We start from the raw sequence: 21,055 nt of genomic DNA, 5'->3' as shown, positions 1-21,055 counted from the left end.
TCGACAGTGATCAGGCTGGCCCGCGGAAATCCCGTGGCAGGAGTTTCCGTGGGCAAAGTCGGAAAAAGTCAGGCGGTTTCCTGCTCTCTCAGAATCGTCAGTACGGTCTGCACGTTTTGCGCGGCATCGCGGCCGAGGCTGGTCAGATAACCGCCATCGGGCTGGTCGGTTAGTTCTTTTTCGAAGAGGCGTTTGGCGGCGGCTATGTGTTTCGGGGCAGCGGTCTGATGAATTTTCAGACCTTCCTGGGAACTGTCCAGGTTGAAGAGTGCAAGGACTTCCAGTTCGGCAACCAACTCAGGGGTAAGCGACATAAGGACTCCAGACTTTCTAGGAATTGGACGACAGCGCCTCTAAGGTGAACCCGCTGGTGCAGCATGTCCAGTGCTCGGATCAGGGGATTTTGTCTTGAGGCGAATTCCAGTGTAGTCCGCATAAAAAAGATCGCAGCCTTCGGCAGCTCCTACATCGGATCTGTGTAGGAGCTGCCGAAGGCTGCGATCTTTTGATCTTATTGCTTTTCCGGTGGCAGCTCTGGCAAAGCGCGCAGTGTCGCTTCGTACCACTGGGTGTCGAACGGGCGGTCTTCATCGAGCATCGCGTCAATCTCATAGGCAAGCACGTGAGCCATGAGGTTGAGGATCTCTTCGCGCTCCATACCGACCAGAGTCAGCTTGTTCAATGTCGCCTTGGCCGCTGGCGGGTTGTCGCTTTCGATCTGGTTCTCGATGGCTTCGATCAGCGTCGCTTCGATGAATGCTTCTTCGTCGTCATCGTTGACGATATCTGTCGGCTCGCTCATGGCAGGCTCCTCAGGGAAAGGCGCCAGTTTACCCGCATTCAGCGGCGTGATGCTGCTGGCGGGAAACGTCGCGGCGATCTATAAACAGGCACTGCCCACCCCGCACGGCCTGGAGGCTCTGTGATGTTCAAGCTCTACGGATTTGCTGTCAGCAACTACTACAACATGGTCAAACTGGCGCTGCTGGAAAAAGGCCTGCCCTTCGAAGAGGTGACGTTCTACCCGGCGCAAACCCCGGAGTCACTGGCGATCAGCCCGCGCGGCAAGGTCCCGGTGCTGGGCGTCGACGCCGGTTATATCAACGAAACCGCGATCATTCTCGAATACCTCGAACAATCACAAAAGGGCACGCCGCTCCTGCCCAGCGATCCGTTCGAGCGCGCGCAGGTATTGGCGATTGCGAAGGAGATCGAGTTGTACATCGAGTTGCCGGGGCGTGCCTGCTATGGCGAGGCGTTTTTCGGTATGACGTTGCCGGAGGCGATCAAAGAGAAGACCCGGACGGAGCTGCTGCTGGGCTTCGCGGCACTCGGCCGCCACGGCCAGTTCGCCCCGTATGTGGCGGGTGACAGCCTGAGCATTGCCGATTTGTACTTCCTCTACAGCGTGCCGCTGGCCTGTGCGGTCGGGCAGAAGCTGTTCGGGATTGATCTGCTGGCCGAGATGCCGCAGGCGAAGGCGCTGCTGGAGCGGTTAGAGCAGAATCCGCATGTGCAGAAGATTGCGGCGGATAAAGACGCGGCGATGCCGGCGTTTTTGGCGATGATTGCTGCCAAAAAGTGAATTATATAGCGCTCTGAAGGACGCCTTCGCGAGCAGGCTCGCTCCCACATTGAGTCGGTGGTGAACACAATTTTGTGAACATCCAGAATCCCGGTGGGAGCGAGCCTGCTCGCGAAGCTCTTGGCTTTTAGCGGCTGGCGATTAGGGCCTGACCGCGCGCCACCGCAGCCCTGACCTGCGCCGGCGCAGTCCCGCCAATATGATCGCGGGCATTCACCGAGCCTTCGAGGGTCAGCACGGCAAACACGTCCTGCTCGATCTGATCGCTGAACTGACGCAGTTCTTCGAGGCTCATCTCGGCCAGATCCTTGCCGGTGTCGACGCCGTATTTCACCGCGTGGCCAACGATTTCATGGCAATCACGGAACGGCAGGCCACGGCGCACCAGATAATCCGCTAAGTCAGTCGCAGTGGAGAAACCGCGCAGTGCCGCTTCACGCATGATCGCGTGTTTCGGCTTGATCGCCGGGATCATGTCGGCAAACGCGCGCAGCGAATCGCGCAGGGTGTCGGCGGCGTCGAACAGCGGCTCCTTGTCTTCCTGATTGTCCTTGTTGTAGGCCAGCGGCTGGCCCTTCATCAGGGTCAGCAGGCCCATCAGCGCGCCGAAGACGCGGCCGGTCTTGCCGCGTACCAGTTCGGGCACGTCAGGGTTTTTCTTCTGCGGCATGATCGAGCTGCCAGTGCAGAAACGATCCGGCAGATCGATGAACTGGAACTGCGCGCTGGTCCACAGCACCAGCTCTTCGGAGAAGCGCGACAGGTGCATCATCGCGATGCTTGCGGCCGAGCAGAATTCGATGGCGAAGTCACGATCGGAGACGTTGTCCAGCGAGTTGCCGCCGACGGCGTCGAAGCCGAGCAGTTGCGCGGTGTATTCGCGGTCGATCGGGTAAGTGGTGCCCGCCAGCGCGGCGCTGCCCAGCGGCATGCGGTTGGTGCGCTTGCGGCAGTCGAGCAGACGCTCGTAGTCGCGGCTGAGCATTTCGAACCAGGCCAGCATGTGGTGCCCGAAAGTTACCGGCTGTGCGGTCTGCAAGTGGGTGAAGCCCGGCATGATGCTTGCGGCCTCACGCTCGGCTTGCTCCAGCAGGCCCTTTTGCAAGCGGGTGATCTCGGCGAGGATCAGGTCGACTTCATCGCGCAGCCACAGACGGATGTCGGTGGCGACCTGGTCGTTGCGGCTGCGCCCGGTGTGGAGCTTTTTACCGGTGACGCCGATGCGGTCGGTCAGGCGTGCTTCGATGTTCATGTGCACGTCTTCGAGGTCGACGCGCCAGTCGAACTGGCCGGCCTCGATTTCGCCCTGAATGGTCTTCAGGCCATCGATGATGCTGTCGCGCTCGGCATCGGTCAGCACGCCGACCTTGGCCAGCATGGTGGCGTGGGCAATTGAGCCCATGATGTCGTGGCGATACAGGCGCTGGTCGAAAGTGACGGAGGCGGTGAAGCGGGCGACGAAGGCGTCGACGGGTTCACTGAAGCGGCCGCCCCAGGACTGATTGGTCTTGTCAGTGCTCATGAATTCGCTCGTATCGGCTTGAAGAAATGGCGTGAAACGCTGGCGCGGATAATAACAGGGTTGCCAATCCTGTCGCTGACACCGGTCGATACGTTTTTTCGCGGATGTGTCAGGCATGTCCGGCGCGGTCTGCAAGGAATTTACAAAAGGATATTTTTTGATTGAGCAATATCGTTCCGACGAACGTCTACAGTGGACATAAGGGTCGGTGCGAATGCGGATCATGCAAAGGTCCGGCCACTGGCTATAAGAAGAGGGGGCGGGTGAGTTGTACAACGGTCACCCACCGCGAGAAACGCAGGAAACACTGGGCTCTGAGCCGTTCGACCCGGACGCTGGCAAATATTGCTGGCCGACGTACGGCACTTTTTGGCGCTCGGGCTAGTCTTAGCGTGGATCGCGGTGACGGAGGTCACTACACCTGTCTACGCTATCCTTGTGCGAGACTCACGCAGGAATCCAGCGCAATATGAATGTCCTGATCGTTGATGACGAACCCCTGGCTCGCGAGCGCCTAAGCCGTATGGTGAGCGAGCTCGAGGGTTACACAGTCCTGGAGCCCAGTGCCACGAATGGCGAGGAGGCGTTAGCGCTGATCGACAGCCACAAGCCGGATATCGTGCTGCTCGATATCCGCATGCCGGGCCTCGATGGCCTGCAGGTTGCTGCCCGACTGTGCGAACGAGAGACGCCGCCGGCCGTGGTGTTTTGCACCAGTCCCGATGAATTTGCCGTGGAAGCCCTGCAGGCCAGCGCCGTGGGCTATGTGGTGAAACCTGTGCGAACCGAACACTTGAATGAAGCCCTGAAGCGGGCTGAACGTCCCAACCGGGCGCAACTCTCGGCCCTGACCCGTCCCGCTGCCGAAAGTGGCAACGGCCCACGCAGCCACATCAGCGCACGGACCCGTAAAGGCATCGAGCTGATTCCGCTGGATCAGGTGGTCTACTTCATCGCCGACCACAAATACGTGACCCTGCGTCACGAAGCCGGCGAGGTGCTGCTCGACGAACCCCTCAAAGCCCTTGAAGACGAATTCGGCGAACGCTTTGTGCGTATCCACCGCAACGCGCTGGTCGCTCGCGACCGCATCGAGCGCTTGCAACGCACCCCACTGGGACATTTCCAGTTGTTCCTCAAAGGCCTCAATGGCGATGCGCTGATTGTCAGCCGTCGGCATGTTGCCGGTGTGCGCAAGATGATGCAGGGGCTGTGACCCGGTCTTCGCCGGGCCTTTCGAGTTCTTTTACCCGGCATGGCAGGCCAGGGAGGCCGCGCCGGTTCTGATTCAGGTCAAAGTGAAATTGACTGAGCTGTTATTATCCGCCGTATCTATTCAGTACGGATTGTTCCATGTCCCCTCGCGAAATCCGCATCGCCACCCGTAAAAGTGCGCTGGCCCTCTGGCAGGCCGAATACGTCAAAGCCCGTCTCGAGGCGGCCCACCCGGGCCTGCTGGTGACGCTGGTGCCCATGGTCAGTCGCGGTGACAAGCTGCTCGACTCGCCACTGTCGAAGATCGGCGGCAAGGGCCTGTTCGTCAAGGAACTGGAAACCGCGCTGCTGGAAAACGAAGCTGATATCGCCGTGCATTCGATGAAAGACGTGCCGATGGACTTCCCGCAAGGCTTGGGTCTGTTTTGCATCTGCGAGCGTGAAGACCCGCGCGATGCTTTCGTCTCCAACACCTACGCCAGTCTTGAAGCGCTGCCTGCCGGTGCCATCGTCGGCACCTCGAGCCTGCGTCGGCAAACGCAATTGCTGGCGCGTCGCCCGGATCTGCAGATCCGTTTCCTGCGTGGCAACGTCAACACCCGTCTGGCCAAGCTCGACGCCGGCGAGTACGACGCGATCATCCTCGCTGCGGCGGGCTTGATCCGCCTGGGTTTCGAAGATCGCATCACTTCGGCGATCAGTGTCGATGACAGCCTGCCGGCCGGTGGCCAAGGCGCGGTCGGCATCGAATGCCGCAGCGCCGACCACGAAATCCACGCCTTGCTCGCACCTTTGCATCACGCCGATACCGCTTCGCGGGTGAACGCCGAACGCGCCCTCAACAAACATTTGAACGGCGGCTGCCAAGTGCCGATCGCCTGCTACGCCGTGCTTGAGGGCGAGCAGTTGTGGTTGCGCGGTCTGGTCGGTGAGCCGAGCGGTGGCAAGCTTCTCAGTGCCCAAGCCCGGGCGCCGCGTGCCGACGCGGAAACCTTGGGTGTGCAGGTCGCTGAAGACTTGCTCAAGCAAGGCGCTGACGACATTCTCAAAGCTGTCTACGGCGAGGCGGGTCACGAGTGACAGCCTGGCGCCTGCTGCTGACGCGCCCGGCAGACGACTGCGCGGCGCTGGCCGAACAGCTGGCCGGGCACGGGATTTTCAGCAGTTGTCTGCCGCTTTTGGACATTGTTCCGCTGCCGGTCTCTGACACTATTCGCCAAGCGATTTCGCGATTGCCCGCTTGCAGCGCAGTGATCGTGGTCAGCAAACCGGCGGCGCGGATCGCGGTGGACTTGCTCAAGTCTGAAGGCGCGCCGCCATTGAGCATGCCGTGGTTCAGCGTCGGCGCGGCGACCGCAGGCATTCTTCGCGAACACGGTCTCGATGTGAGCTTTCCGGTTGACGGCGATGACAGTGAAGCTTTGCTGCAATTGCCGCGTCTGCGCGAGGCGGTGAGCCAGCCCGGCGCGCAGGTGATGATCCTGCGCGGCGAGGGCGGTCGTGAACTGCTCGCCGAGCGCCTGCGCGCGCTTGGTGCTAGTGTCGAGTATCTGGAGTTGTATCGCCGTGAACTGCCAGCCTATCCGCTGAACGAGCTGCCACGGCGGATCGAAGCGGAACGCTTGAACGGGCTGGTGGTCAGCAGTGGACAGGGTTTCGAGCACCTGCGGCAGATGGCCGGCGATGCCTGGCCGAAGATTGCGCAGTTGCCGTTGTTTGTTCCAAGCCCGAGGGTCGCCGAGCTGGCACGTGCCGCCGGGGCTCAAACAGTTGTGGATTGCCGCGGCGCGAGTGCCGCGGCTTTGCTGACGGCGTTACGGGAATGTCCCGTGCCGTTTTCTAATGCAAAGGATGGATACGTGAGCGAAACAGCCTTGCCAAAAGATGACGTCCAGCCTGCGCTCGATGCCCAGGTTGAAACTCCACCACCGGCCAAAGAGCCGCGCCGAGGCAATGGACTGGCAATTGTCGCCCTGCTGCTCGGCGCCGCCGGTGTCGCCATTGGCGGCTGGGGTGTCTGGCAGGTGCGCCACCTGCAGAACAACACGCAGCAACAGTCGAGTCAGGTGCAGGCGCTGAACGATCAGGCGCAGAGTCTGAAGCTCAACGAACAGCGTCTGACCGAACGCCTGGCGCAGCTGCCCGGTGCTGACGAGCTCGCCGAGCGCCAGCGTCTGGTCACGCAACTGCAGGGCGATCAGCAGCGCCTCAATCAACGTCTGGAAACCGTCCTCGGCGCCAGCCGCAAGGACTGGCGTCTGGCCGAGGCCGAGCACTTGCTGCGTCTGGCCAGCCTGCGCCTTTCAGCGTTGCAGGACATCAGCAGCGCCCAGGCACTGGTGCAGGGCGCCGATGAAATTCTCCGTGAGCAGAACGATCCGGGTTCCTTCGCCGCGCGCGAGCAAGTGGCGAAAACCCTGGTCGCCTTGCGCAGCACCGAACAGCCGGATCGCACCGGGCTGTTCCTGCGTCTCGGCGCGCTGCGCGATCAGGTCATCGACCTCACCGAGCTGGCGCCGGAGTACAAGGATCGCGGCGAGTCCCTGCTGGGGCTGACCGCCGATGGCGATGGCGCCGGTCGCTGGGCGCAGTGGTGGGACAAGGTGTCGCGCTATATCCGCATCGATTTCAACGCTGACAAAAACGTCAAACCGCTGCTGGCCGGGCAAAGCCTGAGCCAGGTGCGCCTGGCCCTGAGCCTGGCGCTGGAGCAAGCGCAGTGGGCGGCGCTCAACGGTCAGGCGGCGGTGTACACCCAGGCGCTGGCCGAGGCACGCGATGTGCTCAAGGGCAATTTCAACCCGGACAATCCGCAAAGCAAAGTCATGCTGGAACAGGTCTCCGAGCTGAGCAAGGAACCGGTCACCGTCAAGACGCCGGATCTGACCGGCACCTTGAGTGCGGTGCAGGGGTATCTGGAGCGGCGTAACGTCAATGCTGAAGAATCGGTGAAACCGTTCGCCAAGCCTGCCGCCAATGCTGCGCAGGAGGCGACCCCATGAAGCGCCTCTATGTAATCGTGTTTCTGGTCATCGCCGCGACGGCAGCGCTGGGCCTGGCGATTGCCGAGCATTCCGGTTACGTGCTGGTGGCGTACAAGAGCTTCCGCTACGAATCGAGCCTGTGGGCGACCTTGGCGGTGATAGCGGTGCTGTGGCTGCTGTTCTGGGGCATCAAGGTGCTGGTCGAGCTGGTGATGACCTCCACCGGCGTGGTCAATCCGTGGTCGCGACGCAATCGCAGCCGCCGCGTGCAAGTGGCGATCGAGCACGGGCAGCTGGATCTGGCTGAAGGTCGCTGGGCCAGTGCGCAACGGCATCTGACCCGCGCGGCGGAAGCCGAGCGCCAGCCATTGCTTTATTACCTCGGCGCCGCACGTGCGGCGAACGAGCAAGGTCAGTACGAAGAAAGTGATCGTTTGCTCGAACGTGCGCTGGAGCGTCAGCCGCAAGCCGAATTGGCGATCGCTCTGAGTCACGCACAATTGCAGACCGATCGTGGCGACACCGACGGTGCGCTGGTGACCTTGCAGGCAATGCATGAACGGCATCCGCGCAGCGCGCAGACGTTGCGTCAATTGCAACGTCTGCATCAGCAGCGTGGCGAATGGTCGGCGGTGATTCGTTTGCTGCCTGAGTTGCGCAAGGACAAAGTGCTGCCGCCGGCAGAACTGGCCGAGCTCGAACGGCGCGCCTGGGGTGAGAACCTCTCGCTGGCAGCGCATCGTGAAGAAGACGGTACGGTGGGTCTGCAATCGCTCAAGCGGGCGTGGGAACAGCTGACTTCGGCGCAGCGTCAGGAAGCACCTTTGGTACTGGCCTATGCCGAGCAATTGCGCCAGCTGGGCGCTCAGGTCGAGGCCGAAGAGGTCCTGCGTACAGCGCTCAAGCGCAAATACGACAGCCATCTGGCGCGGCTTTATGGTCTGGTTCGTGGCAGTGATCCTGCGCGTCAGTTGCAGACGGCCGAGGGCTGGCTCAAGGAGCACCCGGCCGATCCGAGCCTGCTGCTGACCCTTGGACGCCTGTGTCTGCAAACCAGCCTTTGGGGCAAGGCCCGTGACTATCTGGAAAGCAGTCTGCGCGTGCAGCGCAATCCGGAGACCTGTGCGGAGTTGGCCCGTCTGCTTGCACAGCTTGGCGATACCGAGCGCAGCAATCAGTTGTTCCAGGAAGGTCTGGGGCTGCTGGATGAACGCTTGCTGGCGGCGCCGTTGCCGGTTGCGGCGAAGGTCTGAATGGCGAGGGAGGTTGCTCCCTCGTGAACTTCAATGACCGAAAATTCCCCTTCTTTGCGCTCTAGAGACAAAGTCCTACAAAGCGCTTCACCGTTTCCTATCGAGCCTGTCGGGTTTTCCCTACACCTGCGGTGAACTGTCGGCAGGCCCTTGCCTTGAAAGGCTGACACGCTTTCCTCTACCGTAACCGTCTGTCTCTACTGTTACGGAAAAGCCATGTCGTTGGCCTGCTCACGCTCCTTATTCTTCATGGCTTTCATTGCGGGGGCCTTTGCTCTGGGAGCTTCCTATTACCTCGAATACGCGGTCGGCCTGACGCCTTGCAGTCTGTGCCTGGTGCAGCGATTGTTCCTCACATTGCTGTGCATTGGCTGCGGCGTGGCGGCGGTGCATGGCCCCCGGCGCGTTGGCTTATGGTGGTACTGGCTGTTTGCACTCGGCGCCAGTCTGGGGGGAACCACCGCTGCGTGGCGGCAGGTGTTGATCCAGAGTGACTCGATGCTGCAACTGGTCAAATGCTCGCCAACCGTGGAGTCACTGTTCAGCGACCTGCCGTGGATCTGCGCCTTGCAACGGATGTTCAACGGCGGCGCCGATTGTGCGGACATCTCCTGGACACTGTTCGATTTGAGCATCCCGGAATGGAGCCTGCTGTTTTTTGTCGGCGTGTCGATCCTTGCGGTTTATCAGTTGTTGCGTCTGACCTGGAGCGCTCTGCAACGATCTGTCAGCGACGAAGCGTCGCACCACATGCTGGTCAGGGATTAAACACTTGTATGAACTTTATCTCCTGCGTACCTTGAAGCCATAGGCGTGCGGGCATAATCTGGCCGGCACGTGTCATTGGATTTATGTTGCTCGATGACGCTCTGCCCGATCGTCCACCAGTCAAATCAGAACAGGGGCGCGGGTGTAGAGCAGCATGACCCACAAGGGAAGAGAGATCGCCATGCTCGAAAGTTGTCAGAATGCTCAGGAACGTTGGGGTGGGGTTCATCTGCTGATCGACCGCTGGTTGCAGGAGCGTGAAGAGCTGATCGGCGCCTACGACAAGCTCGGTGCGCAGCCTGAGTCGCTGTCCGAGAGCCGCAAGCCTTTGCAGGAATTCTGCGGCGTGCTGGTCGATTACGTATCGGCGGGGCACTTCGAAATCTATGAACAGCTGACTGGCGAAGCCAAGGCGTTCAACGACAAGCGCGGTCTGGAACTCGCCGAGACCATCTATCCGCGCATCGACGTCATTACCGAGAAGCTGCTCGCATTCAATGATCTGTGCGACGAAGGCAAATGCGTTGCGGAGAAATTCAAGGAATTGGGCGGCTTGCTGCATGAGCGCTTTGAACTTGAGGATTGCCTGATCGAAGTGCTGCACACGGCACACAAGGAAGAATATTCGGTTCAGGCCTGATCCACGTCCTTCATGAAAAACGGTGCGCCCGCAAGCGCACCGTTTTTTTATGCCTGATCAGCTCGTCGCACCACGCAACTCCACTTCAAAAACCAGAGGCGTGAACGGCGCAATCAGGTCGCCGGCACCGTCGGCACCATAGGCCTGATCCGATGGAATCACCAGCCGCCATTTCGCCCCCACCGGCATGTTCTGCAAGGCGGTGCGCCAACCGGCAATCACGCTGTCGAGGTTGAACCATTGCGGCTGGGTGTTCTGATCGAACACGGTGCCGTCCGGCAGCTTGCCGACATACAGCACCTGCACTTTGCCGTCCGGGCCGGCCTTGGCGCCAGTGCCCGGAGCCAGTTCAGTCAGGAGGATGCCATCGGCCAGTTCCTTCACCCCCGGTTTGGCTTTTTCTGTGCTGAGAAAGCGTTGCTCGTTTTCCATCGCAGCATCGCTCGACTGCCGTGAAGCCTGCTCGGCATTTTGCGATTCATGGTCGGCCAGAATCTGTTCAATGCGCGCTTCACTCAACGCCAGTGGCTTGCCCTGATACGCCTGTTGCAGACCTTCGATCAGCGCCTGGATCTGCAACTGCGGCACCTCTTGGCGCAGTCGTTCGCCGAGGCTGGCACCGAGGCTGTAAGCCAGATCATGAGCATCGTTCGCCGTGTTTTTTTCATCGGCATACGCCGTCGAAAAAAACACGCAGAGGGACAAAATAAAGTAGCGCGACATGGGCACTCTCCGACCTGAGATGCGGGGGATTATGCCAGTGCAAACGTCTGCATCGGTGAACTGCTTTTTCCTCGGCGCAGAACATTTCGGCTGCGGTGCAACGCAACGGTGCAGATACTGTCAACATGCCCTAGCGGCGGTATCAGCAGAGGTCTAGTATGAGCCGCACTCACGTCAGCCAGGAGGTAAACCATGTCGGCCACCAAGAAGCCTGTAAATACTCCGTTGCACTTACTCCAACAATTGTCGGGCAGCCTGCTCGAGCATTTGGAAAACGCTTGCTCGCAAGCCTTGGCTGATGCTGAAAAACTGCTCGCCAAGCTGGAAAAACAGCGTGGCAAGGCGCAGGAAAAACTGCACAAATCGCGCACCAAGTTGCAGGACGCCGCCACTGCCGGCAAAGCCAAGGCTCAGAACAAAGCCAAGTCTTCCGTGAAAGAACTCGAAGACCTGCTGGACGCTTTGAAAGATCGTCAGTCCGAAACCCGCAGCTACATTCTGCAACTCAAGCGCGATGCTCAGGAAAGCCTGAAACTGGCCCAGGGTGTTGGCCGCGTTCAGGAAGCAGTGGGAAAAGTTCTGTCGTCGCGCTCGGCCAAACCGGCAGCAGCACCAGCGAAGAAAGTCGCTGCCAAACCTGCTGCAAGCAAAGCCCCGGCGAAGACCGCTGCGGCGAAACCTGCTGTTGCGAAAACCGCCGCCAAACCAGCGGCGAAGGCGCCAGTGAAAGCGGCTGCCAAACCAGCGGCGAAAACTGCAGCGAAGAAGCCGGCGGCGAGCGCGGCAAAACCGGCGGCTAAAACCACCGCAGCCAAACCTGCTGCAGCCAGGCCAGCAGTGAAAGCCACCCCTGCCAAAGCCGCTGCGAAACCGGCCGCGAGCAAAGCTGCACCGGCGAAAACCGCAGCCGCCAAACCTACGGCAAAACCGGCAGCCAAGCCTGCTGCCAAAACCGCCGCTGCGAAGCCTGCTGCCAAGACTGCGGCTAAGCCGGCCGCCGCCAAACCTGCTGCGAAAGTGGCGGTAAAACCGGCTGCCAAACCAGCCGCAACATCGGCAGCAAAACCTGCGGCAAAAACCACTGCTAAGCCGGCCGCCGCCAAGCCTGCTGCCAAACCCGCTGCTGCCAAGCCTGCCGCTGCTGCAAAACCGGCCGCCAAGCCAGCCGCAAAACCAGCGGTGAAAAAGCCTGCAGCTGCCAAGCCAGCCGCGACCAAAACGGCTACCGCTCCAGCGGCCAAGCCTGTCACTGCCGCTACCCCGGCTGCTCCAGCTGCGTCGGCACCGTCGTCCGCCGCCCACTCGACCCCTTCGACTGCGCCAGCACCAGCCGCTTCGTCGAACGTCAGCAGCACCCCGACCAGCGCTTCCTAAGTGCCGGTTGCCGCGACGCGCAGCACTTGCAGCGCGTCGCGGTTCAGGCTGGCGGCATTGCCGGCCAGGTCTTCAAGCCAGGTCACCGAACCTGCATCGTTGCGCGTCCACTCCTGCGCCACACCTTCAAGGCGTGAAAGCAAGGTGCGCTCAGCTTCAAGCTCCAGTGATTTGATCTGCTCGCGCATGCCGGCCACCACCGCATCGTCGACGGCCCGCGCTTTCCATTGCAGGCGCAGGGTTCGCAGCGGCTGCACCACTTCGATATCCCATGGCGCGGTCAAGGCCTTGAGCAAGCGTACGCGCGGCTGATCGCAGGCCACCGCGCGCTGCTCCAGCCACAAACCGCACAGCAGCAGGCAGACATTGGCGCCCGCCGTTTGCAATTGCAGGCAGGCATCTTCCACACCCGGGCGGGCGTAGACATCAAGGGCAAAGCTCCACAGGTCAGAGGACATCGTGCTACTCGCGCCAGTTGTGAGCGAAGCTGGTAGACTCCGCCGCCATTATGATCCGACTTCAGAACCTGACTTTACAGCGTGGCCCGCAACGTCTGCTAGAAGACGCCGAGCTGACCCTGCACGCCGGCCACAAAGCCGGCCTCATCGGCGCCAACGGTGCCGGCAAATCCAGCCTGTTCGCCCTGCTGCGCGGCGAGTTGCACCCGGATTCGGGCGACTGCCTGCTGCCGGCCGACTGGCGCATTGCGCACATGCGTCAGGAGGTCGACACCCTCGAGCGCCTGGCGGTCGATTATGTGCTCGATGGCGACCTGCGTTTGCGCGAGGTGCAACGCGAGCTTGCCGCCGCCGAGGAGGCCCATGACGGCACCGCACTGGCGCGCCTGCACGCTGAACTCGACAGCGCCGACGGCTACACCGCCGATGCGCGGGCGCGCAAGCTGCTCGCCGGTCTTGGGTTCACCAATGAGCAGATGGATCGTCAGGTAGGCGATTTCTCCGGTGGCTGGCGGATGCGTCTGAATCTGGCGCAGGCACTGATGTGCCCGTCGGATCTGCTGCTGCTCGACGAACCGACCAACCACTTGGACCTCGATGCGATCATCTGGCTCGAAGAGTGGCTGAAGAGTTATCCGGGCACCTTGCTGCTGATTTCCCACGATCGGGATTTCCTCGACGAAGTGGTCGATCACGTTGCCCATGTCGATCAGCGCAAACTGACCCTCTACCGTGGCGGCTACACCGCGTTCGAGCGCGCCCGTGCCGAGCGTCTGGCCCAGCAGCAACAGGCCTACGAGAAGCAGCAGGCGCAGCGTGCGCACATGGAAAGCTACATAGCCCGCTTCAAGGCGCAAGCGACCAAGGCCCGTCAGGCGCAGAGCCGGATCAAGGCGCTGGAGCGCATGGAAGAATTGTCGGCGGCTCACGTCGATTCGCCGTTCGACTTCGTCTTCCGCGAGTCGACCAAGATCTCCAGCCCACTGATCGACCTGTCCGATGCACGCTTGGGTTATGGCGACAAGACCATCCTCGAGAAGGTCAAGCTGCAACTGACCCCGGGTGCGCGGATCGGTCTGCTTGGGCCGAACGGCGCGGGTAAATCGACGCTGATCAAGAACCTCGCCGGCGAGCTCGAACCGCTGGCCGGGCGCCTGACCCGTGGCGAAAACACCGTGGTCGGCTACTTCGCCCAGCATCAGCTCGACTCGCTGGACTCCAAGGCCAGCCCGTTGCTGCATTTGCAGCGCCTCGCGCCGGGTGAGCGCGAGCAGACCTTGCGCGATTTCCTCGGCGGCTTCGACTTCCGGGGCGCGCGCATCGATGAGCCGGTGCTGAATTTTTCCGGTGGCGAGAAGGCCCGTCTGGCCCTCGCGCTGATCGCCTGGGAACGGCCGAACCTGCTGCTGCTCGACGAACCGACCAACCACCTCGACCTGGAAATGCGTCTGGCGCTGACCATGGCCCTGCAGGAATTCAGCGGTGCGGTGCTGGTGGTTTCTCACGATCGGCACTTGCTCAAGAGCACCACCGACAACTTCTATCTGGTTGCCGACGGCAAGGTCGAAGAGTTCGACGGCGATCTCGAAGACTACGCGCGCTGGCTGGTGGAATACCGTCAGCGCAGTGCGCCGGTCAGCAACACGCCTGTCAACCCGGACAAGACCGACAAGAAAGCGCAGCGCCAGGCGGCGGCAGCGTTGCGTCAGCAACTGGCGCCGCACAAGCGCGAGGCCGACAAGCTCGAAGCCGAACTGGGCAAGCTCCACGAGAAACTGGCCAAGGTCGATGCCAGCCTCGGTGACAGCGATATCTACGAGCCGGCGCGCAAGAATGAATTGCGTGATCTGCTCGCCGAACAGGCCAAGTTGAAGGTGCGTGAAGCCGAGCTGGAAGAAGCCTGGATGGAAGCGCTGGAAACCCTGGAAAGCATGCAGGCGGAGCTGGAGGCGTTGTCCTGATGGAAGCCTTCAAGCTGCCTTTCTCGGCGGTGTGGGTCGAACCGTTGTGGTTCACCGCGCAGATTCTGCTGATTCTGCTGGCCGGTTACCTGACCCAGCGTTTCGTCGCCAAAGGCCTCACTCGCCTGGGTGAGCGCTATCCGTTTCCGCCGCAGTTGCTGATGCCGCTACGCGGCGTGTTGCGCTGGCTGATCATGGGCAGCGCGCTGCTTTTCGTGCTTGAGCGCCTCGGCGTTTCGGCCACGGTGCTGTGGACGGCGCTGTCGGGATTTGTCGCGGTGGCGGCGGTGGCGTTCTTCGCCATGTGGAGCGTGCTGTCGAACCTGCTCTGCGCGATTCTCATCTTCACCGTCGGGCCGTTCCGCCTCGGCGACGTAGTCGAGCTGGTGGATACCACCGACAAGCCTGGCGTCAAAGGCCGGGTGATCGCGATCAATCTGCTCTACACCACGCTGGTCGAGGCCGAAGAGTTGGGCACCGGCAGCGCCATGGTGCAGGTGCCGAACAGCCTGTTCTTCCAGCGTTCGGTGCGGCGTTGGCGCGGGACAGATGTGTTTCCGTCGAGTGGCTTTGAGAAGTAGCTTTTCCAGCAAGATCAAAAGATCGCAGCCTTCGGCAGCTCCTACATTTGGAATACGATCCCTGTAGGAGCTGCCGAAGGCTGCGATCTTTTGCTTTTAGCCCCAAACAGCATTAGTTTTGACGACTTGTCACAAGCATCAGCCGAGGTGTGCGATGGAGCTTCAAACATGGCTGGCATTTTTTGCCGCCTGCTGGGTGATCAGCCTGTCCCCGGGCGCGGGCGCCATCGCGTCGATGTCCAGCGGTCTGCAGTACGGATTCTGGCGCGGCTACTGGAACGCACTGGGCCTGCAGATCGGTCTGGCGGTGCAGATCGCGATTGTCGGCGCGGGTGTTGGCGCTGTGCTCACCGCTTCGGCCACAGCATTCCATGCGATCAAATGGTTCGGTGTCGCCTATCTGGTTTACCTGGCGATCAAGCAATGGCGGGCGCTGCCCATGGACATGAGCGATGACGCCGCAGTGCGGCCGATCGGCAAGCCGCTGGCTTTGGTGTTTCGCGGCTTTCTGGTGAACATCAGCAACCCCAAGGCGTTGGTGTTCATGCTTGCGGTGTTGCCGCAGTTCATCAATCCCCATGCGCCGCTGCTGATTCAGTATGTGGTGATCGGCGTGACCATGGTTTTCGTCGATCTGATTGTCATGGCCGGCTACACCGGACTGGCGTCGAAGGTGCTGCGCCTGTTGCGCACGCCCAAGCAGCAGAAACGCATGAACCGCACCTTTGCCGGGTTATTCATTGGCGCGGCGGCGTTCATGGCGACGTTGCGCAAAGCGGCGGCGTAAACCGCTCGGACAGAAAAAAGGCGACCTCAAGAGGTCGCCTTTTTCATTTCTACCGAGACATCGGGGCAAGCGAGCTTTTGTGGCGAGGGGATTTATCCCCGTTGGACTGCGCAGCAGTCCCAATCGTCTTGAATCAATAGCGAGGGCCGCTTCGCGACCCAACGGGGATAAATCCCCTCGCCACAGAGCCCTTCGCCACAAAAGTCCTCAGATCGGCTCAGCGTAAAATCACCGGCGCCGTATCACGCGGCAGATTATTGCGCTGCGGCGCTTCACGCGGCTGCTCATAACCGTCACCGCCACCGAGTTGCATGCTCAGTTGCCCGGCCACGTCTTCGCCCAAGGCCTTCGACACCTCACGCACCACCCGCGGACGGTTCAGCGAGATCTTGATGTCGCGATGGTTCACCAGTTTGGTGTCCTGCGCTTCGCCCATCGCAGTGAAGGCCGAGGTGATCTCGTAGGTCTTGGTGTTGATCAGGCTGAAATCCGCCACCAGCGTCAGGCCCAGCACTGCCGAGTAGCTGTCGGTGTGCGCCAGCTCGTTGATGTCCTGGGTGAAATCGATGTCGGACACGGTGCCGAACAGCACGTAGTCGGCGCCTTTGAAGTTGCCGGCCTTGATGCGCTTGATCACGTCATACACGTCGCCTTTGGATGAGGCGGTATACGGCGTGCCCTGCACCAGCTGGAACATGCCGGTACGCAGGATTTCACCCTTGATGTCGCCGGTGAATTTGCGCAACTCGCCCTGTTCGATATAGCTGGTGGTCGCTTCGATCTCGTTGTAGCTCGAAGAACCGCTGGCGCTGTAGTAACTCTCGCGGTGATTGCTCTGCGCCGAAACGATGTGGATGTATTGCTCCACGCGCTCCTGATACGCCAGATCCGTCACCGCCACTTTCGGGGCCGCCTGCGCGCTGAACGCGCAAGCCAGGGCCATCATGCCAATCCATGTGCGCATCGATTAACGCTCCGTGGTTTTGCGGATCTCTTTTTCGTCCATCCACTCGGCCAGACCGCTTTCGACGTCGATCAACTGCAGGCTGAATTTGTAGAAGACGTCCTTGTAGTCGCTGCTGCGCTTGACGATCGAGCTGATCGAGCCTTCGATGCGGTACTTGGCGGCAACCATGTTGCCGGTCTTGGCCACGGTGCTTTTCTTGTACAGACCGCTCTGGTTTTGCAGCTTGAGCTGGTCAACCTGGCTCTGCATTGCATTGTTGTCGCTGGCAAAGCGCGCGACACCGGTCTTCATCAGCTGGGTCTTGATGCTGGTGGTGATTTCGCGGGTGTCGATGTACTCGCTGGTCTTGTTCTTCACATCGTAGACCTGAACCACCGGACGGCCCTGCAGAATGCCGGACTGGGCCAGCGAGCGGGTCATCGACTCGGCGATCATTTGCAGGTCGGTCGAACCGAATTCGTTGGTCACGGTTTCAACAGCCTTGGTGTCGCCGTAGCTGATGTTCTTGCTGCCCAGGGTCGGCGAGGTGTTGGCGCAACCGGAGGCGAGCAGGGCGATGACGGCGATGCAGGAAAAGCGTGCAAACATGAGAAAGCTCTCTCAATCAGAAATAGGGTGGCGGGCTTAAGGCGTCTTGATTTCCAGACGGAAATCCACGGCTTTCGGGGTCGGGGCGATGGCCTGAATGAAGCTGGTCTGGGCGCCGTACATCATCTGGCTTTTCCACACTTCTTCTTCGGCAACCGGGAAACCTTCGGCGCCGAGCCAGGCGAAGCGGTAGTAGAAAATCTTGTTGCTGTTAAGGGTGTTGCTCAACTGCACGTTGACGGTCATGAAGCCGTTTTCACGAGCCACGCGCATGGCGCCGACGACGATGTGTTTCTGCGGGCCCATGGCCACGACTTTGCTCGCGGCGCTGCCCGGCTCCGGCGGTGGCGGGGTGGCGCAGCCGGCCAGCAAGGCGAGGGCGGCGACGGCGATGATCTTCAAGCGCATTGCAAAGACTCCGTTCTTAAGGTTGTTTGAGGCTGGCGACGTTGGTCGCGGCAGCGCTCGGCATTACGTGAGCAGCGATGCCGCCAGCGAATACCTGGTTGCCCACGGCGCGCAGGCTGATCACTTGGTAGCGCTGGTCTACAGTGACCTTGACCACCGAGCCGCCGACGGCGCTCGGCAGGGTAACCTGATGCTCACCTTTTTTCAGGCGCAGACGCACCACTTGGGTGTTGTCCGGCAGGGTGCGCCATGTACGGGTATCGGCACCTTCGAGCACTGCTGAAGAAATACCCACAGCGAGACCGGCCAGCGGATTGGTTTCGTTGATCTGCTTCTGCGCCACGCCTTTGGTGATCGCGCGCACGGTGGTGCGCACGATGATCCCCGGCATGTCATCACGCAGAGCGCGGCGGGACATGGCGGTGGTGCTGTTCAGTGCGGTCAGGTCGACCTGCTTGCCGTCGACGCCGATCTGCGCAAAAGGCGCGGTGGAGGTGTCCGGTTTGATGATCGGGAACGACAACGGGGTGATCACCACGTTGTTGGAAATCGGCAGCGGCAGCGGTACGCGAATCGAGTCACGGGCCGGGGCCAGACCGCTCTGCACGACGATGAGAATGTCGCTGTCATCGGATTTGGAAGGCTTGTCGAGGTTGACCAGCGCCTGCTCGAGCAGCGGCGTGTTCGGGCGCAATTCGGCAGCCTTGCGATAACCCGGCGCGGCCAGATCCTTCTCGCCCAGGGCTTCGTAAACGAAACCGGCCAGGTAATGGCTGAACGCACTCTGGTAGCTGTTTTTCAGGCCGACCACTTCCGGCGCGTCGAGGCTGGCCACCGGATAACCCTGCAGATCCTTGTACTGGGTCTTGATGCCTTCTTTCTCGGCCTGTTCTTCGCTCTTGAGGTATTCCTTGTCGCGCAGGTCAGCGATCACTGCTTCGCGTTCGTGAGTCTTTTTGATCGCCGTGCGGGCACCATCGAAATCGTTGACCGCCAACAGGTTCAGAGCCATCTGCGTGGTCAGCATGACTTTTTCGTAGTCATAGCCTTCGTAGCGACGCACCTTGTCGTTGACGATGAAGCTGCCGAACTGCGCCAGGTACTTGGCCGAGTCGAGCTTGACCGCGTCTTCCCATTGACCGACCACCTGATCGGCGCTGCCCCACGCGTTCTGGCTGCCTGACAGGTCGCCCTTGGCGCGCAGCAGTTCGCCTTTCTCGAAGTAATAGAGCAGGTCTTTGTCGGTGCCGGTGTTGTTCTTTTCCAGCAGGGTCAGCGCGGCGTCGACGTTGCCGGATGCCAGTTGCTGATTGGTCTGGGCCAGTTCGGAATCGTAGTTGCGAAACGCTGCGCAGCCGGACAACAGCGTGACGGCGCTGAGCGCGAGCAGCATGGGAGCGCGGAATGCCATGGGTACTTCTTCCCTGAGTAACAAAACTTGCAGCCGCGTGTGCTGGTCGGGCTGGTGTGACCTATCGACGGTGGCGCTGGCCTCCTGCCAATTCCTCATGCGTGAGGAGCTTTTGATGCCGGCTCGCTGGGCGAGGGCGCGGCATTATAAACGTGGGGTGATGGCTATGTAATAGCTTTTTGGGTGCATTTTCAGATGCGGTGCCATCACTTCTCCGCAGAAGCGGGTGTATCCGACGCGGGTTTTTGATTCGGTACAAAGGCTGATCCGACGGTATAGACCTGATCCCGGAATACCCGCAGGTGCAGAATCTGGCGGTCCTGGTCGACGCGCATTTCAAAAGGGTGGTCGATGGACGCAGGCGCAAAACGGAAGGTATGCAGGCCTTTTTTCAAGCGCAGGCGGGCGACCAGCGTCTTGTCCGGCAACGCTCGCCATGTGCGGGTGTCGGCTTCTTCGAACGGATCATGCTGAGTGACGATCAACGAGGCTTTCGCCGGGTTGCGCTCGTTTTCCTGCGCTTGACCGATGGCGGCCATGTTGGCGCGGAACATCGCCCGCGAGATGATTTGCGGCATGTCGTCGCGCAGTGTGCGCATGGACATATCGGTCACGCTATTGATCACTACCAACGGCTGTTTGCGACCGTCTACGGTGATATGGCTGAAGTTGGGTGTGACCGCGTCCGGCACCATCACCGGGAATGAAATGGGCGCAATGATGACCAGCGTTTCGTTCAGACGAACCGGGATCGGCACCTGCACGGAGCTGCGAGCCGGGGCCAGGCCACTCTGGATAATCAGCAACACATCGCTTTCATCGGCTTTCGCTGGCGGTTTGTCGAGATTGCGCAGGGCCTTTTGCAGCAAGGGCATATCCGGCCGCAGTTCGATCGCCTGACGATAACCGGCCGCCGCGAGGGCGCGTTCGCCGAGGGCTTCATAGGTGAATCCGGCCAGATAGTGGCTGAACGCACTCTGATAGCCGTTTTTCAGCTCAACGACCTGCGGCGCATCAAGCAAGGCGACCGGGTAGCCTTCCAGTTCCTTGTAATGGAGAACTTTGCCTTGAGCTTTTGCCTGTTCCTCGGCCGCTTCGTATTGCTTTTCACGCTGGCGGGCGATCAATGCTTCGCGTTCGTGGGTTTTCCTGATGTCTGCGCGGGCGCCGGCAAAGTCATTGACGGATAGCTGGTTCAAGGCCATTTGCGTAGTCAACATGACCTTTTCGTAATCGTAGCCTTCATAGCGCCGCAGCTTGTCGTTGACCAGCATCGTGCCCATTTCATCACCGAAACGGGCCAGTAATTTCATCGCGCCGGACGGGTTGGCTTCCTCGCGCTGGAAGATCATGCGGTCGGCATTGCGCCAGGCGTCCTGGCTGTCGGGCAGGGCACTGCCAGCGCTGAGGATCGCGCCTTTTTCCAGGTAATACAGCAGATCCTTGTCTTCCCACGGGTTGTTCATTTCCACCAGTGCCAGAGCCCCGGTCAGATTGCCCCGGGTCATTTGCTCGGTGGTCTGCTGCATTTCAAGATCGTAGTTGCGATAGGCGGCACAACCGCTCAACTGAACAGCGACGCAAAGCAGCAAAACGAACGGAAGACTCCGCATTGAGGTTGATTCCTTGCGCGCAAATGCTCTGGGGCGGGCAGTATAAAGTGGATGGTGGCAAATGGCTGCGATCTTGATCGAGCGTCAATCGGCAGCGGGCAGTGCGGCAATACTCGGCGACAAACGCTGCTGCCGTCTGCCGGGTATTTCCTGCCAATCAAAGCGAAACGCCGACAAAGCTTGAGAGAAATGTCTTCGAAGTGAACAATATGTAACT

22 protein-coding genes and 2 pseudogenes are annotated in these 21,055 nt (G+C 60.7%); 14 read left to right on the top strand and 10 right to left on the bottom strand.

All coding sequences use genetic code 11. From position 1 onward, the window contains the following. Positions 1-68: 68 nt before the first annotated feature. On the bottom strand, positions 69-314 hold the full coding sequence (locus PSH90_RS25770) for a TIGR02647 family protein (RefSeq protein ID WP_003229392.1): 246 nt from the start codon (positions 312-314) through the stop codon (positions 69-71). A gap of 197 nt (positions 315-511) precedes the next feature. Further along, complete coding sequence (locus tag PSH90_RS25765) at positions 512-802, bottom strand: hypothetical protein (RefSeq protein ID WP_305381739.1); 291 nt, start codon at positions 800-802, stop codon at positions 512-514. Between PSH90_RS25765 and PSH90_RS25760 the strand changes: the two genes are divergently transcribed. Continuing rightward, positions 801-926 carry a hypothetical protein gene (locus tag PSH90_RS25760; protein ID WP_263596261.1) on the top strand — a complete coding sequence of 42 codons (126 nt, stop codon included), beginning with the start codon at positions 801-803 and terminating at the stop codon, positions 924-926. The two genes, PSH90_RS25765 and PSH90_RS25760, sit on opposite strands and share 2 nt — an antisense overlap. After that, entirely contained in the window at positions 926-1,585 is a 660-nt protein-coding gene (locus PSH90_RS25755; protein ID WP_056791651.1) for a glutathione S-transferase, read from the top strand. The genes PSH90_RS25760 and PSH90_RS25755 overlap by 1 nt, the downstream gene beginning before the upstream one ends. Positions 1,586-1,712: 127 nt before the next feature. Here PSH90_RS25755 and argH read toward each other — a convergent pair whose 3' ends face one another. Continuing rightward, the gene (gene argH / locus PSH90_RS25750; protein WP_305381738.1) at positions 1,713-3,107 is read right to left on the bottom strand and encodes an argininosuccinate lyase; all 1,395 of its coding nucleotides are present in this window, start codon (positions 3,105-3,107) and stop codon (positions 1,713-1,715) included. A gap of 317 nt (positions 3,108-3,424) precedes the next feature. Between argH and PSH90_RS25745 the strand changes: the two are divergent. From PSH90_RS25745 to rsd, 8 genes and pseudogenes are all read left to right on the top strand, one after another. Further along, positions 3,425-3,580 (top strand): annotated as a pseudogene (locus PSH90_RS25745) (sensor histidine kinase); the annotation flags it as partial. Further along, positions 3,577-4,323, top strand: a complete 747-nt coding sequence (locus PSH90_RS25740; protein WP_016772598.1) for a LytTR family DNA-binding domain-containing protein — start codon at positions 3,577-3,579, stop codon at positions 4,321-4,323. The pseudogene PSH90_RS25745 and the gene PSH90_RS25740, both read left to right, overlap by 4 nt. A 137-nt stretch (positions 4,324-4,460) precedes the next feature. Beyond that, positions 4,461-5,402: a hydroxymethylbilane synthase gene (gene hemC / locus PSH90_RS25735; protein ID WP_252868458.1), complete on the top strand. Its 942-nt coding sequence runs from the start codon at positions 4,461-4,463 to the stop codon at positions 5,400-5,402. Continuing rightward, positions 5,399-6,097, top strand: a pseudogene (locus PSH90_RS25730) (uroporphyrinogen-III synthase); the annotation flags it as partial. The gene hemC and the pseudogene PSH90_RS25730, both read left to right, overlap by 4 nt. Positions 6,098-6,181: 84 nt before the next feature. Next, complete coding sequence (locus PSH90_RS25725; RefSeq protein ID WP_056791721.1) at positions 6,182-7,324, top strand: uroporphyrinogen-III C-methyltransferase; 1,143 nt, start codon at positions 6,182-6,184, stop codon at positions 7,322-7,324. Further along, complete coding sequence (locus PSH90_RS25720; protein WP_042607105.1) at positions 7,321-8,559, top strand: heme biosynthesis protein HemY; 1,239 nt, start codon at positions 7,321-7,323, stop codon at positions 8,557-8,559. Before PSH90_RS25725 ends, PSH90_RS25720 begins: the two co-directional genes overlap by 4 nt. A gap of 216 nt (positions 8,560-8,775) precedes the next feature. Then, the gene (locus tag PSH90_RS25715) at positions 8,776-9,327 is read left to right on the top strand and encodes a disulfide bond formation protein B (protein WP_305381736.1); all 552 of its coding nucleotides are present in this window, start codon (positions 8,776-8,778) and stop codon (positions 9,325-9,327) included. A 181-nt stretch (positions 9,328-9,508) separates the two neighbouring features. Next, entirely contained in the window at positions 9,509-9,967 is a 459-nt protein-coding gene (rsd, locus tag PSH90_RS25710; RefSeq protein ID WP_095181261.1) for a sigma D regulator, read from the top strand. A 57-nt stretch (positions 9,968-10,024) separates the two neighbouring features. Here the strand turns inward: rsd and PSH90_RS25705 are convergent, their stop codons facing one another. Continuing rightward, positions 10,025-10,690: an FKBP-type peptidyl-prolyl cis-trans isomerase gene (locus tag PSH90_RS25705; protein ID WP_305381734.1), complete on the bottom strand. Its 666-nt coding sequence runs from the start codon at positions 10,688-10,690 to the stop codon at positions 10,025-10,027. Positions 10,691-10,882: 192 nt separating this feature from the next. On the opposite strand from PSH90_RS25705, the gene PSH90_RS25700 reads away from it, so the two are divergent. Beyond that, positions 10,883-12,064 (top strand): AlgP family protein, encoded by a 1,182-nt coding sequence (locus PSH90_RS25700; RefSeq protein WP_305381733.1) that lies wholly within the window; start codon positions 10,883-10,885, stop codon positions 12,062-12,064. On the opposite strand, the gene PSH90_RS25695 is transcribed toward PSH90_RS25700, so the two are convergent. Then, positions 12,061-12,522, bottom strand: coding sequence for a TIGR02444 family protein (locus PSH90_RS25695; protein WP_095181264.1), 462 nt, complete (start codon positions 12,520-12,522; stop codon positions 12,061-12,063). The two genes, PSH90_RS25700 and PSH90_RS25695, sit on opposite strands and share 4 nt — an antisense overlap. Before the next feature lie 50 nt (positions 12,523-12,572). Here PSH90_RS25695 and PSH90_RS25690 point away from each other — a divergent pair, with 50 nt between their 5' ends. From PSH90_RS25690 to rhtB, 3 genes are all read left to right on the top strand, one after another. Continuing rightward, entirely contained in the window at positions 12,573-14,483 is a 1,911-nt protein-coding gene (locus PSH90_RS25690; protein WP_305381732.1) for an ATP-binding cassette domain-containing protein, read from the top strand. Further along, positions 14,483-15,064 (top strand): mechanosensitive ion channel family protein, encoded by a 582-nt coding sequence (locus PSH90_RS25685; protein ID WP_056791670.1) that lies wholly within the window; start codon positions 14,483-14,485, stop codon positions 15,062-15,064. The genes PSH90_RS25690 and PSH90_RS25685 overlap by 1 nt, the downstream gene beginning before the upstream one ends. A gap of 154 nt (positions 15,065-15,218) precedes the next feature. After that, positions 15,219-15,851 (top strand): homoserine/homoserine lactone efflux protein, encoded by a 633-nt coding sequence (rhtB, locus tag PSH90_RS25680; RefSeq protein WP_024014759.1) that lies wholly within the window; start codon positions 15,219-15,221, stop codon positions 15,849-15,851. A 217-nt stretch (positions 15,852-16,068) separates the two neighbouring features. On the opposite strand, the gene PSH90_RS25675 is transcribed toward rhtB, so the two are convergent. From PSH90_RS25675 to PSH90_RS25655, 5 genes are all read right to left on the bottom strand, one after another. Next, positions 16,069-16,815, bottom strand: a complete 747-nt coding sequence (locus PSH90_RS25675; protein ID WP_016772609.1) for a hypothetical protein — start codon at positions 16,813-16,815, stop codon at positions 16,069-16,071. 3 nt (positions 16,816-16,818) lie between these two features. Beyond that, on the bottom strand, positions 16,819-17,406 hold the full coding sequence (gene lpoB, locus PSH90_RS25670) for a penicillin-binding protein activator LpoB (protein WP_016772610.1): 588 nt from the start codon (positions 17,404-17,406) through the stop codon (positions 16,819-16,821). A gap of 36 nt (positions 17,407-17,442) precedes the next feature. Then, on the bottom strand, positions 17,443-17,814 hold the full coding sequence (locus PSH90_RS25665) for a YcfL family protein (RefSeq protein ID WP_016772611.1): 372 nt from the start codon (positions 17,812-17,814) through the stop codon (positions 17,443-17,445). Positions 17,815-17,830: 16 nt separating this feature from the next. Then, on the bottom strand, positions 17,831-19,225 hold the full coding sequence (locus PSH90_RS25660) for a COG3014 family protein (RefSeq protein ID WP_056791673.1): 1,395 nt from the start codon (positions 19,223-19,225) through the stop codon (positions 17,831-17,833). A gap of 206 nt (positions 19,226-19,431) precedes the next feature. Next, positions 19,432-20,838, bottom strand: coding sequence for a COG3014 family protein (locus tag PSH90_RS25655; protein ID WP_150637080.1), 1,407 nt, complete (start codon positions 20,836-20,838; stop codon positions 19,432-19,434). Positions 20,839-21,055: the final 217 nt, after the last annotated feature.

Origin of the sequence: Pseudomonas sp. FP1762, assembly GCF_030687105.1 — a bacterium.
Taxonomy (GTDB): Bacteria; Pseudomonadota; Gammaproteobacteria; order Pseudomonadales; family Pseudomonadaceae; genus Aquipseudomonas; species Aquipseudomonas siliginis.
This window is presented reverse-complemented; position numbering and strand designations above follow the sequence as displayed.